Source organism: Psychrobacter immobilis (assembly GCF_003148585.1).
GTDB lineage: Bacteria > Pseudomonadota > Gammaproteobacteria > Pseudomonadales > Moraxellaceae > Psychrobacter > Psychrobacter immobilis.
In genome coordinates this window covers 112,816-129,337 of the sequence record NZ_QGGM01000007.1, presented here as the reverse complement: position 1 = coordinate 129,337, position 16,522 = coordinate 112,816, and the positions used below count along the sequence as shown (strand labels likewise).

Genomic DNA, 16,522 nt, shown 5'->3' with positions numbered 1-16,522 from the left:
TTAGAAAATATCATTTTATAAGAAATGCTATTGAGTAATAAGCACAATATTTTGGGAGTTAATAACAAATAAATATATATTATTTTAATAATATAGCGTTAAGGCAACATATTAGCAACATATTAGTGATTATCAATAGAGAGGAACAGATTTTAAGACTGATTTCCATGCGCTAAAGCATAGGCAGAAAGATGGTATTTATGATTGGTTTGAATATCTGACATGGTGACTGTCTCAGCCGAGGTAAGCAGTGTACGTCCCAATGCTTGTAAACTGGCACCCGTGGTCGCAACATCATCAAACAATAATAAGCGTTTCACAGGAGGTTTTTCGATTAAAACAAAAGCATTGTCTAGATTACTCAGGCGCTCAGCACGTGTAAGCCCTTGCTGACTGACAGTGTCGTCAATACGCTTTACACCATGCCATAAAGGTATCTGCCAATGCTTAGACAATTGCGCGGATAAAATACTAACAGGATCGAAGCCACGCTTGACCAGTCGTTGCTCGGTTGTTGGCATGGCGACAATCACGCTATTATCATGATGACAACCATGAGGACGTGGTAGCTGACGTATAGCATGTAACAATAACGGCAATTTGGTCATGTCTTCATGGTGCTTAAAAGCTCTGATCGCTTGACGTAGCGGATACTCATAATAAGTCGCCGTTTGGATAGATAAAACCGTATCAGAAGCAATATCAACATTGAAGGGTTTTGGCAACCACGCGATACTGTTATGACAATGCGAGCAAAGTAGTCCGCTGTTAAAACGGTGGTTAAATTGCTGGCGCAAATTAGCAAAAAACGAAGGATCATTTGGCAGAGGTTTTAGGGAGTGCGGTATAGAATCAGCCGCTGGCAAGCTACGAATATCTGATAAGAGGTAATTTTGAGATAGCTGAGATTGTGGCGTGCTGCGATAAACACGGCACAACTGGCAGCGTATATCGAGATACTCTGCCAGCCATAGTCCAGTTTGATAAGGCGCTAAAAGTCGCATGGACAATTGTCAAAATGTGCGCTGATATTAGAAACCTTTCCAATCATTCAGTACGATACCAAAGCCAATAGAGGTATTTTCGTGGTTATAATCGATGATAGATTCGCCATAGCCTTGGAAAACCTGCACAAAGCCATTAACATTTTCTGATAATGGATAAATATAATCGACTTGCGCCGCCCCTTTGTTGGTGCTTGGATTGTAGCGCAATGTACCGCTCAGGCTCTGTTGATCAGGCAAATCATATAAGAATTTGATATCACCGTAACCCATGTAGTCTTCGATATCTGGATTGTCTTCACTGCTGCTGCTTTCACTATTCACTCGAGCCCACAGGCGCGGTACGATTGATAGCTTACCCCACTCTGCCCCTGCCATGAGATAAGCACGGTTCCATGAGCGTGATAACGGATCGTCTTGTCCATTAGAATGATGAATGGCACCAGCACCAAGCATACGAAGACGACCACCAAAAGGTAAATCTGCGGTCACTGGCTGAGTCAAAAATATTTCAGGCTGATAGTCGGTGGCACGGAATGGTCGCGAGTTGTCTTCGTTATAGACTTGCCAATGTGACTCTTGGGTATAACCAAACCACAAATCAGCACTGGTATCGAATAAGTCTTCGGCAACTTTGGTCTTCAAAGACAACTGAAACTTTAGTTCAGTATTGCGTATGTCATTAGAAGTAAAGGACTCTGTTTCCTGTGACGGCGTGCTTGGATCTAGGTTAGGGTCAAAGGTATAAAATACTGGCAATACATAGGTCGGTCGGTATGGTCTGACGGTCCAAGTCCCACGCTCACTGTTTTTATCGAGATCATAGGATAAACTAAGCGGTGTATATTTTTCGATATCTGTTTGAGTGACCCCAACATTTTCTAAAACTTGTGCTTCTCTTTGTGTTAGCCCAACGGTGTCTAAACCGTCATTAGTAGCAGGCGCGCGCGCGACTGAGCCAGTAGCGGCATTATTAGCACCAGCAATGGTAGATTTTTCTTCTACAAAGACAACTTGCGGATTACCTGCAAGCGTACTTTGAAAGGTTTTTGCCAAATCTACTGGCTGCTTAGTTGTAGTGTAGCTCGGCGTTTTACCTTCTTCAGCCACTTTGTCAAAGCAAGCCAAACGTGCGGCACTGGTCTGTACTTGGGTACATTCAAAAAACAATTTTGCTTGCTGAGCGATAAATTCTTTACTGACTACTTGGCGATCTTGCGCAGCTGTATTGGCATCCTGTGACACCTGATAGTCTTCAAACTCAAACGCTGCCTCCGGTACTGGTAACTCATTATCGCTCTGAGTTTTATCGGCAGCTTGGACTTGCACGGTAAAGCAGGTTAGCGCTAGACCAACAGCAATATTCAAATAATGCTTTCTTGTCTGAAATAAAGTGTTTTTGCGCGCGGTAATAAGAGGCATAGGGCGGCGCTGTGCGGTGATATGGGAAAACATAAGTGTCCTTTATCTAACTGACATTATCGCCAGCAGAGTATATAAGATAATGAGTATGACCATTAGCGTTATCGCTAAAATAAACCCAATGACATTCAGACATAGAAGTCAGCAATTACAACGAGTAATGCGCCTTCAGCATTGTTGCTTTATTGTAATGAAAATGTGTGTACTATACTAGCCTTATCACTGCCCTATACCAATGTAAATATCAATAATCAACGCTAAACCAAATGCTTAGCGTCAGGATGACAGGTAACCATTGGCAAAAATAAAAGAGCCAACGTACTGTATGAATAGTACATTGGCTCTTTTGTATTGTTAAGCCTTTAGAAAAGACTTATTCGTTTTGTTAAGTATCAGTTATTAAGCATCGTCAACGTTTGCTCAAATTCTGGACGATCAATCTCACCTACTTGTTGATTGGTCAACTGACCGTCTTGATAATACAGCAATGCTGGCGGGCCAAACAATTTATAGCGCGCTAAGATTGCTTTAGAATCGTCAGTAGTTTCTGTTATATCTAGTCTCACCAACTGCCAATCCTGCATCTGCGTTGGACGATTATGAAATAAGTTTTTATCCATAATACGGCACTCGATACACCATTCAGCAGTGACATCGACAAGCACTTTAGGATTGGCGGCGATAATGGCATCTAACTCAGTCAGCGTTGTGACGGTTTTATCTGTTGTATTATTCATGGCTGGCTGACCAGTCGTCTGCATCATCGGAGCAGCACTCAAAGATGCCAACGGATGCAAACTATCATCGTTACCCAACGCCGCGCCGATGACTAAACAAGTTGCCCAAATACCAGCGATTAATCCCAATGCTTGGGTCAGCATACGACCTTTACCCAACCAACTCCACGCCCATATCGCTACAACCATAAACCATAACGCCCATACCATTAGCATCACGGGTGAGATAAAGACGCGCTCAATTAATAATAAAGCAACGGCAAAGAGTAATAAGGCAAAACCTTGCTTGACCCAGTTCATCCACGCGCCCGCTTTCGGCATAATTTTACCTTGGGTGGCTCCAATTAAGATAAGCGGTGCGGATAAACCAAAACCCAGCATAAATAAAGCCGCAAACCCAAGTAGTGGACTACCAATCGTCGATACGGCAAGCAGTGCCCCAAATAATGGCGCAGAAACACAAGGCGATACTACGAGCGCAGATAAGAAACCCGCGATTAAACTACCGCCCGTACTGCCCAGCTTGCTATCCCCTGCTTGACTCAAGCCTTGCATTTTATTACTAATAAATCTCGGTAAGCGGATACTAAACACACCCAGCATATATAGTGCGAGTAGGACAAATACAATCGCAAAACCAATCAGGATAATGGGGTTTTGTAGCCAGCCGATAATGCCTAATGATTCACCAAACACGGCGATAACTGCGCCCAAAATACCATAAGCCGTTGCCACGCCAATAGCGTAACTGGTGGTGAGAATAACACCGCGTTTCACCGTTGGATTTTCCTCACGGGCAACGATATTGGCAACGATTGGCAACATTGGTAGTACGCATGGTGTCAATGCCAAACCCAGCCCTGCTAAAAACAATAATACCAATGCCAACCAAGGATGAGAAGCCAAACCAAAAGGATCGCTATCAGTGGCATTATTTCCAGCAACAGTATTGTTGGTTGTCGCAGGAACTTCACTTGTCGTAGTGCCATCGACGCCTTGTTCATCTGCGCCAGAAATCGTATTGGTAGCGCCAAGCTCTCCATCTAAAGCCTCATCATCCAACAAGGCATAATCAATCACCCCATCATCAGTCAGCGCTTGCTCTGCTGCAAGACTATCGGCAACCGTTGCACTTGACTCGGCGGTGCTGTCATTATCTGTCAGACTGTTGTTATTAGCAGCCTCTTGTGTAGAATTACTGGCGCTATTTCCTGCAATTTGTGGTGTTGCAGCAGCGATATCAATTGTCGTTTTAATTTTTTCAGGTGGATAGCATAGTCCTGCTTTGGCACAACCTTGCCAGCCAATCACCACGGCGGCATCGTTGACGCTTTTACCACTACTACTGCTCAAGGTCGTCGTAGCCACCATATTCGCTTGGTCAAACACCAGTACTTTTCCGAATGTCGGATCATCGATTGAAACTGGCTTTTGACTAAAGGTAAAAGGCGCAGCGGTCACGCCAGCTGGCAACGTCAGTTTGATTTGGTCTTTATAAACATAATGCTCAGGCGTAATGTCAAAGTTAATGGCTAAGCGCGTGCCATTATTGGTAGCTTTACTGCTATCACTGACTTGGAAAGCTTTGTCCACTGGTAAAAATTTCGTCTGTGCCGCATTTTTATCACTGCTAAATAAATCACCCAGCCCTGCCGCATGCGTCATCATGGGCATCGTAGCCAGCCCTGTAAACAACGAGCTACTAAAGACCGCAAATGCTAGTAGATAAGATTTTTTGGACGAGCGATGTACCGTTAGCGATGATTTTTTTTCTATTGTCTTGATGGACATGAAGAGCTACCTATTTATTACCTAATATGCTATTTATTACCAATATTCAAATCGATCGGCTTGTGGTCTATTTGCGTGTCACGGCGATATCAACCGTGGTTTTGATTTTCTCTGGCGGATAGCACAGCCCAGCTTTCGCACAGCCTTGCCAGCCAATGATAATCGGTGCATTTTTTGCGCCTTTACCATTGTTAGTAGTCAGAGTCGTGGTTGCTACCATGTTTTTTTGGGTAAAAACGGGAACCTTACCAAAGGTTGGGTCGTCAATAGAGACTGGCGACTGACTAAAAGTAAAGGGGGTTGCACTCACGCCCTTAGGAAAACTGAGAGTAAGCTGATCTTTATAGACATAATGACCTGGCGTAATATCAAAATTAATAGATAAGCGCGTGCCCTTAGACGTGGCCTTAGTGCTGCTAATAACTTGAAACGCTTTATCGACAGGCAAAAACTTAGATTTTGCAGCACCATTATTAGCAAATAACTCGCCCAAACCTGCAGCTTGAGCGCTCATAGATGCCATCGACAACCCTATCATCAATGAAGTACTCATGATTGCAAGTGCGTGAGGCAACTTAGAGACTCGTTTATTTGTAATGACGGCTTGTGAATTGAGTTTGTTGGTAAACATGAGTAATGACCTCTACTGGCTGATTTTAATAACAAATGAGCGGGGCGATATGACTGGTATCAAACGTATAGCTTGTTGGAAAAATGGATGGTTTGACACTTCCTATGGAATGCCACGCCATTTATTTACTGGTATAAAAATATCAACCAATAATGTCTTATTGGTTGATATTTAAGAGCATTAGAGCGACCGTCACCAATAAACATACTATTGAGTAAGGGATCGTTAGCTACCCATATTTTAACTGCTCATCAAGCTAGTACTTATAATTGGGCATAAAGATCAGCATCTTGACCTTCGCCGCCTTGCTGACCATCTGCACCCAGCGAGAATAAATCATAAGGACGACCTTCACTGCCTGGGGCGACATATTGCATCTCGTTTTCCCAGCCATCTGTTGGATAGCCGCCTTTGATATAACCACCATCTGGGTAGTTTTTGGCCTCTGCTGGCGGTGTGGTTAATGCTTCTAAACCTTGTGCGGTAGTCGGATAGCGCGAATTATCAACCTTATACATATCAAGGGCGTTGGATACTGTAGCAAGCGCTGTTTCAGTGGTCTTGACGCGAGCTTTATCACTTTGTCCCACCACTTTCGGGACAACTAAGCCTGCAAGAATTGCCAAGATTACAATCACGACCATGATCTCGATCAGAGTAAATCCAGACTGGTTATTACGGATAGGCAGTGGCTTGTTGGCTCTCATAGGAGCTGGTTTGTTGGCACTCATAGCACTTGTTGGCATAGTAGTTACTTGAATTTTGTCAATTATAGTCATCGCTTTTATCATCGCTTTTGGCATCAGGGTGATGTAAATAGGAAAAGTGGCGTTCAAGTAACATTAATGATCGGCGTATTAATGAGCACTGAAACGATTATCACTATAAACCATGATTTTATTTTTATCTAGGGCGTGTCCTCAATTCAATCGTTTACTTTCTAAATGGGCTAAAAACAGCTAAATTTTGCCAAACATCGTCAAATAGCTTGTTAATATCTCGATATTATTTGCGCTACTTTCCTTGTTTGACGGCAATTTATCTCATTTTTATCACAATTTTTAAAATAAGGAAACGCCCTAGCATCGCAAGTAGATTGTTATGAACCTTGACTTTTATAAGCATCAATATTGAACCACAGATTGAACCACAGCATGACGAGTAATATTTATAAGGATAACTTTTGACTGACGCTTACTATAGCTTGATGGCTGGCTTTACCCTAATAAAAACGTGACTCAGTCAACAATCTACAACAGTAAGCAAATCTTAAGAAAGCTAGCGTAATATTTAGTAAGATGGCTACAATAGAAATGTGAGCGGGAGGCACACAAGCTCAGAAGGCTTAAGTGCTCATTATCCTGCCAGATCATTCATATTGACAATCGGCAGCATCACTGCCATTACGATAATCATGACTACCACGCCCATCAGCACTAGCATCAACGGCTCAAGTAGCGATAATAGGGTACTGATAAAGTTAGTGGCTTCCGCTTCCTGCATATTGGCGGCGCGGCTGAGCATATTTTCGAGCTCGCCTGAGTTTTCACCACTTTTAATCATTTGCACCATCATCGGCGGAAAGTAACTGGACTTTTCTAATTGACTCGATAAGCTTGAGCCTTCCGTCACCCTATCAGCCGCAGTGATGATGGTTTTTTGAATGTGTAAATTGGTCGTCACCGCCGCACCAATATGCAATGCCTCAATCAACGGCACCCCTGAGCGTACCAATATCGCCAATGTACTGGCAAAACGTGCTGCATTCAGCCCTTTTGATAACCGCGCCAATATCGGTAGTCTTAGCACGATGCTGTCTATCGCTAACTTACCCGCTTGCGTCTGCGCGAAACGATAAAACAAAAACGCCGTTCCGGCCAATACTAGCAGCATCAGCCACCACCACTGTGTAATGAGGTTAGATAGGCTAAGAACAATTTGGGTAATGAGCGGTAGCGCTTGCTCAGATTGCTCAAACACTTTGACAATTTTGGGCACCACAAAACTCATCAAGCCCATGATCACGCCGACTGCCATCACCATCAGCACAATCGGATAAACCATCGCGCCTTGGATTTTCTTTTGCAATGCAAAGCGGTTTTCGGTGTAATCTGCCAACTGGTTCAAGATTAAATCCAAGTGACCTGACTTTTCTCCTGCCGCAATGGTCGCGATATATAGTGGTGGAAAACTGGCGGCTTGCTGCAATGCTCGCGCCAAGCTCAAACCCTCTAATACATGCGAGCGCACGGCAAGCATGAGAGATTTAATATGGGTTTTTGGTGATTGTTTGGCGACGGCGGCAAGCGTTTCCTCTAACGGAATACCCGCTGCCAATAATACCGACAATTGACGGGTCAGCAATGCCAACTCGTAAGCAGACGGTTTTTTATAGCGGTTTTTATTCTGGTTTTGTCTATCATTGACGGCACTGACTTCAACGGGCGTCCATTGTTTATCACGCAGCTGCTGGCGAACTTGTCGAGCAGAATCACCTTCGAGCAAGCCTTTTTGCACACTGCCATGGTCATCTAACGCTTTATAATGATAAGCGGGCATAGCAGCGAATATCCTAAAGTGGTCAATAAGAAAAGGTAATAAACAAGGACTTATAAAGGAGGTCTATCGAGATTTAATGGCTTAAAAAAGCGGCGTAGAATCGCTACTGTCTGGCATCAAACCTTGCAATAACAAAACATCTAAGTGCTGCTGCTGCAGTTTTTTATCGAAGTCGTTGACCTCAGCAATGAGCATTCTCTCGATACGCTTGTCACTGGCAAAGACACTCAATCGTGCACAGATAACTGCCAACTGATAAATACGTTTTTTACAGTAGCCATCCAGCCCTTGTAGCAGTCTAACCATGTATGGCGTCTCAAGACTGGCATAATCGTAATCAGCTATAACCTGCGAACCAAGTGCCGTAACACCATAGCTAATAGATAGATGGGCACAAAAATAACAGCTGAATAAGTAGCCAACGACATGTCCAATATAATAGCCGCGGTCATAGGTAAAACTACTCACACCGAAGTGCCCAAGTACATAGCTATTTAGACTGCCTTGATCACGAATAGGCTTACTGTTCTTTAATTTGCCAACGGTGGCAAAGCATAGCGGATTTCGCCCATCTTGAGTAGTCAGTTGCCAACCTGCTGGCTGCTGAGCTGGCATATGACGGACAATATCAGCGATAATGTCATCGACCACATGCAGCTGCTGCCAAAGACGCTCTAATCCATCGGTATCCATCAAGCCGCGTTTATCAAGCTGCTGTGCCAGCAAGTATTGCTGATGTTCTGCGAATTGTGATTTGAGCGTTTGTACCAAATAAGTAGGTCGCGTGGCAGCGGATGCCATATATAATAATCGCGTACGCTCATGCTGGGTACGATACAGTGCCACACGCTGCTCGGCAATATTCATCTCGCTAGCAGCAGGCTGTTGCACCGTGCTATGGGTATTAGACAACTCATCAGCTGCGCCTTTAACGACCTCTTTAACACCTACCTCTTCAATATCTGTCAGCGTAAACAGTGCCAATAACATCGCTTTGTCAGGTGTTGCACCCGCCTTGTCTTTTTGACCATGCTTGACATTGCTTGGATTCATATCGCTTTGTTTTTTAGCGGACACAGCTGAGCCTTGTTGGCTATTGGCTCCTGCGCGTGGCTTTGCGGTCGGTTCAGTCATAACATACCATCAGCAGCAAAAATAAATATCATTTAGAACAAACGATCTGACCACCATACAGTGACATATCTTACGCTAAAAACAAGCGTTTGCGCCTAGACGACTCATTATTCCATAGTACCTGAACACAAGCACATTGTCAGCTGTCCATCGTCAAAATACTCTCTATCAACACCTGTCAACCATAGACGAAATATCTTCATAAAAGTCTCATACTTCACTATGAGAAAACAAAAAAGCGTTAAGGGCCTAATGGCAACCTTAACGCTTTTATAGTGTATTAACGATACATTATGCGATGTTTTCTTGTTGATATTGTTGGCGATAGGCTTTTGGTGATACCCCATAAACGCGCTTGAATGCTTGACTGAAGGTCGAGTCTGACGCATAGCCAACCAACTCACTGATACGGCCAATACTGTTTTGCTGCAAGCGTAGATAACGGGCCGCCAAGCGCAAGCGATAATCAATAAGATAGGTCAGCGGCGGCATACCAACTGTATCTTTAAAGCGCTGCGCAAAGCTTGAGCGTGACATTCCTGCGACTTCAGCCAGCTTATGAATGGTCCAGTTTTGATTGGGCGCTTGATGCATCGCTGCTAACGCCTTGGTCAAAAACGGATCTTTCATGGCTTTTAGCCAGTTTTCTGTGGCCTCAGGCAAACTTTCAATATAAACCCGCAAACATTCAATCATCATAATACTTGCCCAATGATTGATGATCGCGGTCTTGCCCATGCGCTCACGCTCGGCTTCTAAGGTCAGCAGCTTAATCTCGACATCAATGACCTCAAATCTACCGTCAGACTCATCGTTGATTTCAGGCAAAATCGCAGGCAGCACAGACAGCAAAGGACGTATCATTTCTTTGTCATACTTGCATTCAATCAATATCAAAGACGAGTTAGGATCACCGTTGCCATCGATATCAAGGGTGTTTTCCTTACAATGAGTCAGCAACTCATCTAGCGGTAGCGCATCGTCACCATTATGATCTAAGGCATAGCTCACATGCTTATGGGCACTGGGAATCATAATCATATCGCCTGCGTGCGCCTGTCGCAAACCATTGCCGACATCGATGCAAAAGCTCCCAGACATCACTAAATAAAACAAAATCGTATCTTGTCTAGTGATGGAATAAGACCAATTACCAGTCCCATTCAAACGATAATACTTGGTTTCAAACAAATGCACGTTTTGTAGCAATACGCTCAATGCGTCCATCAATCACTTCCTCAATAATATAAGATCCATAGCAGCGCATATCAGACAAGCACTCACATCCCTACTACGGTCTTAGGCTTACTTAATCTATTCAATATATTTTTTAACTGACCTTTGGTTTTCTGAACACCTGCATCATCTTCAATGGATCACTTCTTAATGGATGACCTAATATATCAACGGGCTTTAAGACCTTATCATGATGCATCACTAAAAGCGTTGCCTTTGTTATTCTATATTTTGTTATCCTATATAAAGACTGTTAAAGAATAACAAAGCAGGTTTAAGGCACGTACAGGGATAGCGAGCGTCTCGAAAGAGAACCCATAATAAAAATAAATGAGAAAAAAGGCCAGTAAATCAATAGACAATCAAAGGGTTGATGAGTCTACAAATTTTAATCGCAGGGGGTAAGATAGGTTAAAACCAATCATATAGGCACAAAAAAAAGCCAAAAATGGCAAGTATTATTATTTAGAACAAGGTTTTTATAATGAGATAGAACAAGAAGAGGATAATGCAGAATAAAATATGGGGCGACTGATGGGACTCGAACCCACGACAACCGAGATCACAACCCGGGGCTCTACCAACTGAGCTACAACCGCCATAACTATTGCCTGATGAGGCAAGATTTGCAGGCTAAATGGTGCGCCTGGCAGGATTCGAACCTGCGGCCACCTCCTTAGAAGGGAGATGCTCTATCCAGCTGAGCTACAGGCGCTCTTAGAGGACTTTTATATACTAAAGCAAGTTTTAAATATATCAAAAACTAAACCATTATACATAAAAAAAAGCCTGTAAGGCTCTTAAAAATAGATGGTCGGAGTGATAGGATTCGAACCTACGACCCTCTGGTCCCAAACCAGATGCGCTACCAAACTGCGCCACACTCCGAAATGTCTATTATCACGATAGTTTGTTGATTAACTCGTTGTTGGCAATGCCACTAACTTGTTAACGTTCCTTGCTATCGAGGTGCACATATTAAGGGGAAAAGCCGATGGTGTCAACACCTATTTTTAATTAATTTAAAAAAACTGCTAAATTACTTAAAAAACGCTCATTTATCATAAAAACCACTATGATAAATCCTTTTCTCCACGATGCTAAGTGCTACTTACTCATCGACAGCGCTCATTATACTCTATTCCTATCAGGAAGCAAGCTGCCGTTTATCGTACCAGTAAGAACATTGAATGGTACGAGCCACAATGGCGCAGGACTCACTTTTTCATCAGTAGTATTATGGCTATTATCATGGTTGTTAGCGCCATCAGTCTTTTTATAATCATGCACTTGTTGGCTGAGCGCAACTGGCAACCGCTCATTATCTTGTACTGGATAAACCAGCCACACCTGCCCTGCTTGATAGGCCTGAGCGTAACTCATCAATTGATAAGCATCGCTGGCACTAATGCTGGCTGTCTGTGATAAATATTTCCATTTAATATCGATGACATGGCTATAGTGACCTTTTTCTCTAGCTTCAATAACCGCAGTGCTACTCTGATTTTGACAATTATCATCAGCATCAGTTTTATATATGAGCAAATCAGGCCGTATGGACAAACATGCGCGCCCTTCTGCATCCGTTAGCCAGATACTTTGCGTTTGATATAACGGCTGATATTGTTGACTCACTTGCTGAAACATCGAGGCAATGCGCATACTTGCCCATTGTTCAAAGGCTTGATTCATATCAATCAGCAAGCATAAACGCGGAGACGACAGATTTTGCTTGAATGGTTTATTTGGCGCAATACCATTACCTGTTGCCACATTGGACTGCCTTAGTAACCAATAAGCCATATCTAACAACTGCTGAGCAGCTTGTAATTGCGGTGCTCGAAGCGGTTGCACGGCTAACTGACGCTTTGCTTGCTCGTATATCGACTCTAACTGTGTCAGCTCTTGATAACTCAACGCCGCTACTCGCTGCCAAGCCTGCAAAAATTTAGGCGCATCTGCTTTCGATAGCGTTGATTGAAAACATAAAGGCGTCATCAAAACCAATGTGCTCTTAATCAGGCGATTACCTAGCATGTCTTGGCTCAGTATACTGCTCTCACAGACAAACTTATGCGGCTGCATGCTGTTGTGGCGCAATTGTTCTTTGATGAGAAGTCGACCTTGTAGCGATGCTTGATTATCAACCTGCGTCTGATAGTATTTGCTTGGTCGATAATGAGCCAGCCGCTGCAAAAACTGCGTGATAAGCCAATCTGACAATGGCAGTACGTCTATCGATAGCGGCGACAATTGACTGCTAAATTGACCTAGATTTTTTGTATTGGGTAGCTTATTTTTGGCATAACTGCTATTGGTCAAATCCGATAGCATGTCCTGCAACCATTGGCGAGTTTGCCCGATATCGGGGTGATGACTAACATGGCGATGACTGGTATTCTGTGAAAGGTATGATTGCTGCGCGACTTGATCGCTAGAAGTTTTTCCCGCAAGTTTAGGTAAAATCTCAAGCGTCATGCCGCTAGGCAGTAAAATAACCCCTATATAATGTCCGACTTTTAACTGCCATTGTCCCTGTCTGCGCTTAATGCTAAATACCGCAAACTCTTGCGCCATCAACCAATGGAAATCAGATACCTGTAAGAAGTCATGCGCTGTCAAACGCTGGTGTTCAAACACAGTGATGGTATTTACATCAAACGCATTAACGTTAGCACTGTCAATATTATTGGCTATGACTTTATGACTAAAACTATTATCTATCAACGCTGAGCACCTTTATGGATATAAACGTTGATAGACAGTAGGTTTGGCAAAATCGCCTACCCTTGCGATGAGGTCGGCATTTATCTTATAGCCAGATGTGCTCATAGACTGACCGAAAAATGCATTTTGACCAGTAAACAGCGGATTTTGACTACTAGCATTTACTTGGTCATTCACACTGTCATTAATGGATGCGTGACTATCATGAATAAACTGCGCGCGCAGTGGCTGCTGCTCGTCTCTAAAGATATATTGCAAAGTACCCTCTTGCCCACCCGTCGCTTGCATTAACTGCGGAATGATTTGTTCAACCAACACCGCTTGCAATTGTCCAAGATCCGTCACTGACCACAAAAAAGCATGACCCAATTGCGCTTCCATTCCCAATGTTTGCGTGATGCGATTATTCAAACCAGCTAATAACTTTGCCAAATCTACCGTCGCTGCGGGACTGTCAGTTTCTGAGTTTTGGGGTATATGAATAATGGGTAATAACGCTGGTTGCGGTGGACATTCGATAAAACGAAAGCGCCGACGTAATGCCATATCAAGTGGTGCTAACGAGTGATCTTGGGTGTTCATCGTGGCATAAATATCGATGTTGGCAGGGATGCTAAAAGTCCGTCCAGAATAGGCCAAATGAACGGTCATCGCGTTTGCCATGCCAGCCCGTTTGTCTGGCTCAATTAGACTGAGTAGCTCGCCAAATACTCGTGACACGTTGGCGCGATTGATCTCATCAATTAAGATGGCATAATGCTGCTCTGGATCATTTGCTGCCCGTTGACACAGTTTTAAGAATGCACCATCTTGAATGGCGTAATTCATTTGAGATGAGCTACTCGTTGCATGATTAGACGCTACCATGACAGGACGAATGCCTTCGACAAACTCTTCATAGCCATACGCTTGATGGAAGCTAACCATGGTAAAGCGCTGCTGGCTAAAACCTTGATTTGGATTAGCTTGGCTTTGGTTGACACTGTTATCACGCTGCGCTTGCTGAAATTCGGCAAGTTGCTGCGATAGCTCTGTTAATAACTCAAAGCTTTCTGGCAGCAAATACCACGCACCGCCCTCATCTTTATCAAAATAGGCTTGGCTGGCACGGTTTTTATAAGTCACAGTTTTTGAATTGGTAGGGCTATGCATTTGAAGGACAGACCAAGCCGTATTGCTTAAGTTTTTTTCGCGGGCATTCTGCGCCGCTTTCGCGACAAAGAACGCATGATTGACGATTTCAGGCACTTTTACCAAGTCTTGGTGTTTAGATTGAAAATCCAAAAGTACCAAGCATACGATTTCACGCCAGCTAAGCTCTTGCAATAGCTGCCCCAACAAATCTGCCTCATCGGCTCTCGGCAGATAGTCGGTATATCGCTTAGCAATTTGTAACAGTCGATAGGTTTTCCCCGTACCAGTAACGCCTGTATAAATGATATTGGTCGGCACATGAATTGACGTGTCAGGCATAGCTTCATCCAGCATAGAAAAAGGAAATAAGAAAAATAATCAATAAGATACACTAAAATGTCATCATTATAGCGTGGCTGTCTTTATGGCATCCAGCAGCACTGTTTATGAAAGCATCTGAGTGATACGATAGTGCTTTGAGCGATAGCATTCCTAGCATCTAGAGTATCATGACGTTAGCCCTATTTTATAAGCGCAGCAGTTCATGCTAATAATAGTAGGCAGACGGCGGTTAATGTACCATAGTGAGCATGGCAGCTTGCACAATAGGCATCCTATCAGCTGCTATGATGAAATATATAACACTCAAAGCGTCATTTAATCTATTTACATTAAGGAATTTTGTATGTCAGGATTATTAAAAAAACTCCCTAGCAAGCTAACCAATAAATTGCCAGCCAAAACCTCTGACAGCACAAGATCGCCCGTCGAAAAACCCAACAGCTCGCTCAAGCCAATCAGCAATCAATTTACCAAACTGTTATCTATCACCAAGTACTTACCTGCCAGCGCACGTTCGAGCATTTTATCCAAAGCCTTTGGTAAAGTGGTGCCATATGTGGGCACAACGGGCGTCTATTATGAAACGGTCGAACCCAACCAAGTGGTCGTGAGCTTAAACAACACCAAAGCGGTGCAAAATCATATTGGCTCTATTCATGCGGTCGCCATTACCTTACTTGCCGAAACAGCGACTGGTTTTATTTTGGGTTTAAACCTACCCTCTGACCGCGTACTATTGATTAAATCGTACTCGGTTAATTTTTATCGCCCGATTAAAAAAGGCCAAATTGCAGCAGTGGCGTCTTTATCAGATGAACAGCGCTTAGATATCCTAAATACGCCAAAAGGTGAAATGGTGATTCCGTGCGTCATTCATGACCGTGAATCTGACAGTGATCGTGACCCTATCGTGGTTGAGATGACATGGGCTTGGATTCCTAAGTCTGAATTAGAAGCCCGCCGTCAAGGCAAAAGTAGCGAAAAGCCGCTAGAAGCTGACACTGAATCTAAAACAGAAGTCGAAGCTGAACAAAACGACCAATAACTGGTTAAGCATAAGTAAGACATAATGTGTCATCTAGTGTGATGAGACATTATGTTTGTTAAACTTGTATAGTGAATTTAGAAAAATTGTGAAAAAAACTTATAATAAGGAGACAGCGATGTCCAAGATTACCCATAAATTGACCGCCCATTTAACTCAGGCGTTGCTCGTGGGCGCGTGCTCACTAAGCCTTGCTATGACAGCGAATGCGGCGCCAATGGCAAATACCGCCAGCATCACTAAATCTAGTCCTGTGTTTCTTGGTGATGGCGGCAATTATCCTTTTTCAGAGGCAGTACGTGTGGGCGATACGCTATACATGTCTGGACAAATTGGTTTTAAAGATGGCAAATTGGTCAAAGGTGGTGTCAAAGCCGAAGCCAAGCAAGCATTGGATAATATTAATGAAACCCTGTTAAAGTACGGCTATCAAAAATCAGACATCGTCAAATGTATGGCGATGCTGACAGACATGGATGACTTTGACGATTTTAATAAAGTTTATAAAGCGGAATTGGCCCAACCTTATCCGGTACGTTCAGCCTTTGGCATCGCTGAATTGGCGGCAGGTGCCAGCGTTGAAGTTGAATGCATCGCTGCAAAATAATAGCGATGTCACACGTTAAATTATTAAAAGCACTGAAGTATTCAAAGCAGTAAAGAATGACCATCAAATAACTGGCTACCATAGCCAGTTATTTTTTTACCTGCTATTCAGACCCTTTGGCTGAAGTAGATTAAACCATCACCAATGCACTCT

The 16,522-nt window shown here is 43.3% G+C and carries 12 protein-coding genes and 3 tRNA genes; 2 read left to right on the top strand and 13 right to left on the bottom strand.

Translation table 11 applies throughout. The features are described from left to right. Positions 1-152: 152 nt before the first annotated feature. From C8D84_RS13860 to C8D84_RS07610, 13 genes are all read right to left on the bottom strand, one after another. Positions 153-1,004: a ComF family protein gene (locus C8D84_RS13860; RefSeq protein WP_228244512.1), complete on the bottom strand. Its 852-nt coding sequence runs from the start codon at positions 1,002-1,004 to the stop codon at positions 153-155. A gap of 27 nt (positions 1,005-1,031) precedes the next feature. Beyond that, positions 1,032-2,459, bottom strand: a complete 1,428-nt coding sequence (locus C8D84_RS07665) for a phospholipase A (protein ID WP_109591225.1) — start codon at positions 2,457-2,459, stop codon at positions 1,032-1,034. Between the two features lie 359 nt (positions 2,460-2,818). Then, positions 2,819-4,954: a cytochrome c biogenesis protein CcdA gene (locus C8D84_RS07660; protein ID WP_109591223.1), complete on the bottom strand. Its 2,136-nt coding sequence runs from the start codon at positions 4,952-4,954 to the stop codon at positions 2,819-2,821. Positions 4,955-5,021: 67 nt separating this feature from the next. Further along, complete coding sequence (locus tag C8D84_RS07655; RefSeq protein WP_087814579.1) at positions 5,022-5,585, bottom strand: protein-disulfide reductase DsbD domain-containing protein; 564 nt, start codon at positions 5,583-5,585, stop codon at positions 5,022-5,024. Positions 5,586-5,848: 263 nt separating this feature from the next. Beyond that, complete coding sequence (gene gspG, locus C8D84_RS07650; protein WP_407691877.1) at positions 5,849-6,316, bottom strand: type II secretion system major pseudopilin GspG; 468 nt, start codon at positions 6,314-6,316, stop codon at positions 5,849-5,851. A 625-nt stretch (positions 6,317-6,941) separates the two neighbouring features. Further along, on the bottom strand, positions 6,942-8,144 hold the full coding sequence (gene gspF / locus C8D84_RS07645; protein WP_109591221.1) for a type II secretion system inner membrane protein GspF: 1,203 nt from the start codon (positions 8,142-8,144) through the stop codon (positions 6,942-6,944). Positions 8,145-8,225: 81 nt separating this feature from the next. Continuing rightward, a complete protein-coding gene (locus C8D84_RS07640) occupies positions 8,226-9,278 on the bottom strand; it encodes a hypothetical protein (RefSeq protein WP_109591219.1) in 1,053 nt (350 codons plus the stop codon). A 291-nt stretch (positions 9,279-9,569) separates the two neighbouring features. Continuing rightward, positions 9,570-10,505, bottom strand: a complete 936-nt coding sequence (locus C8D84_RS07635) for an AraC family transcriptional regulator (RefSeq protein WP_045452534.1) — start codon at positions 10,503-10,505, stop codon at positions 9,570-9,572. A 532-nt stretch (positions 10,506-11,037) separates the two neighbouring features. After that, positions 11,038-11,113 (bottom strand) — tRNA-His (locus tag C8D84_RS07630). A 39-nt stretch (positions 11,114-11,152) separates the two neighbouring features. Then, positions 11,153-11,229 (bottom strand) — tRNA-Arg (locus C8D84_RS07625). Between the two features lie 96 nt (positions 11,230-11,325). Then, positions 11,326-11,402 (bottom strand) — tRNA-Pro (locus tag C8D84_RS07620). 243 nt (positions 11,403-11,645) lie between these two features. Further along, on the bottom strand, positions 11,646-13,241 hold the full coding sequence (locus tag C8D84_RS07615; protein ID WP_228244511.1) for an McrC family protein: 1,596 nt from the start codon (positions 13,239-13,241) through the stop codon (positions 11,646-11,648). 12 nt (positions 13,242-13,253) lie between these two features. Next, complete coding sequence (locus C8D84_RS07610; protein WP_109591239.1) at positions 13,254-14,714, bottom strand: McrB family protein; 1,461 nt, start codon at positions 14,712-14,714, stop codon at positions 13,254-13,256. A gap of 346 nt (positions 14,715-15,060) precedes the next feature. Between C8D84_RS07610 and C8D84_RS07605 the strand changes: the two genes are divergently transcribed. Together C8D84_RS07605 and C8D84_RS07600 are read left to right on the top strand one after the other, a co-directional pair. Then, positions 15,061-15,762 carry a DUF4442 domain-containing protein gene (locus tag C8D84_RS07605; RefSeq protein WP_109591217.1) on the top strand — a complete coding sequence of 234 codons (702 nt, stop codon included), beginning with the start codon at positions 15,061-15,063 and terminating at the stop codon, positions 15,760-15,762. A gap of 118 nt (positions 15,763-15,880) precedes the next feature. Beyond that, a complete protein-coding gene (locus C8D84_RS07600; protein ID WP_109591215.1) occupies positions 15,881-16,369 on the top strand; it encodes a RidA family protein in 489 nt (162 codons plus the stop codon). The last annotated feature ends 153 nt before the right edge of the window (positions 16,370-16,522 follow it).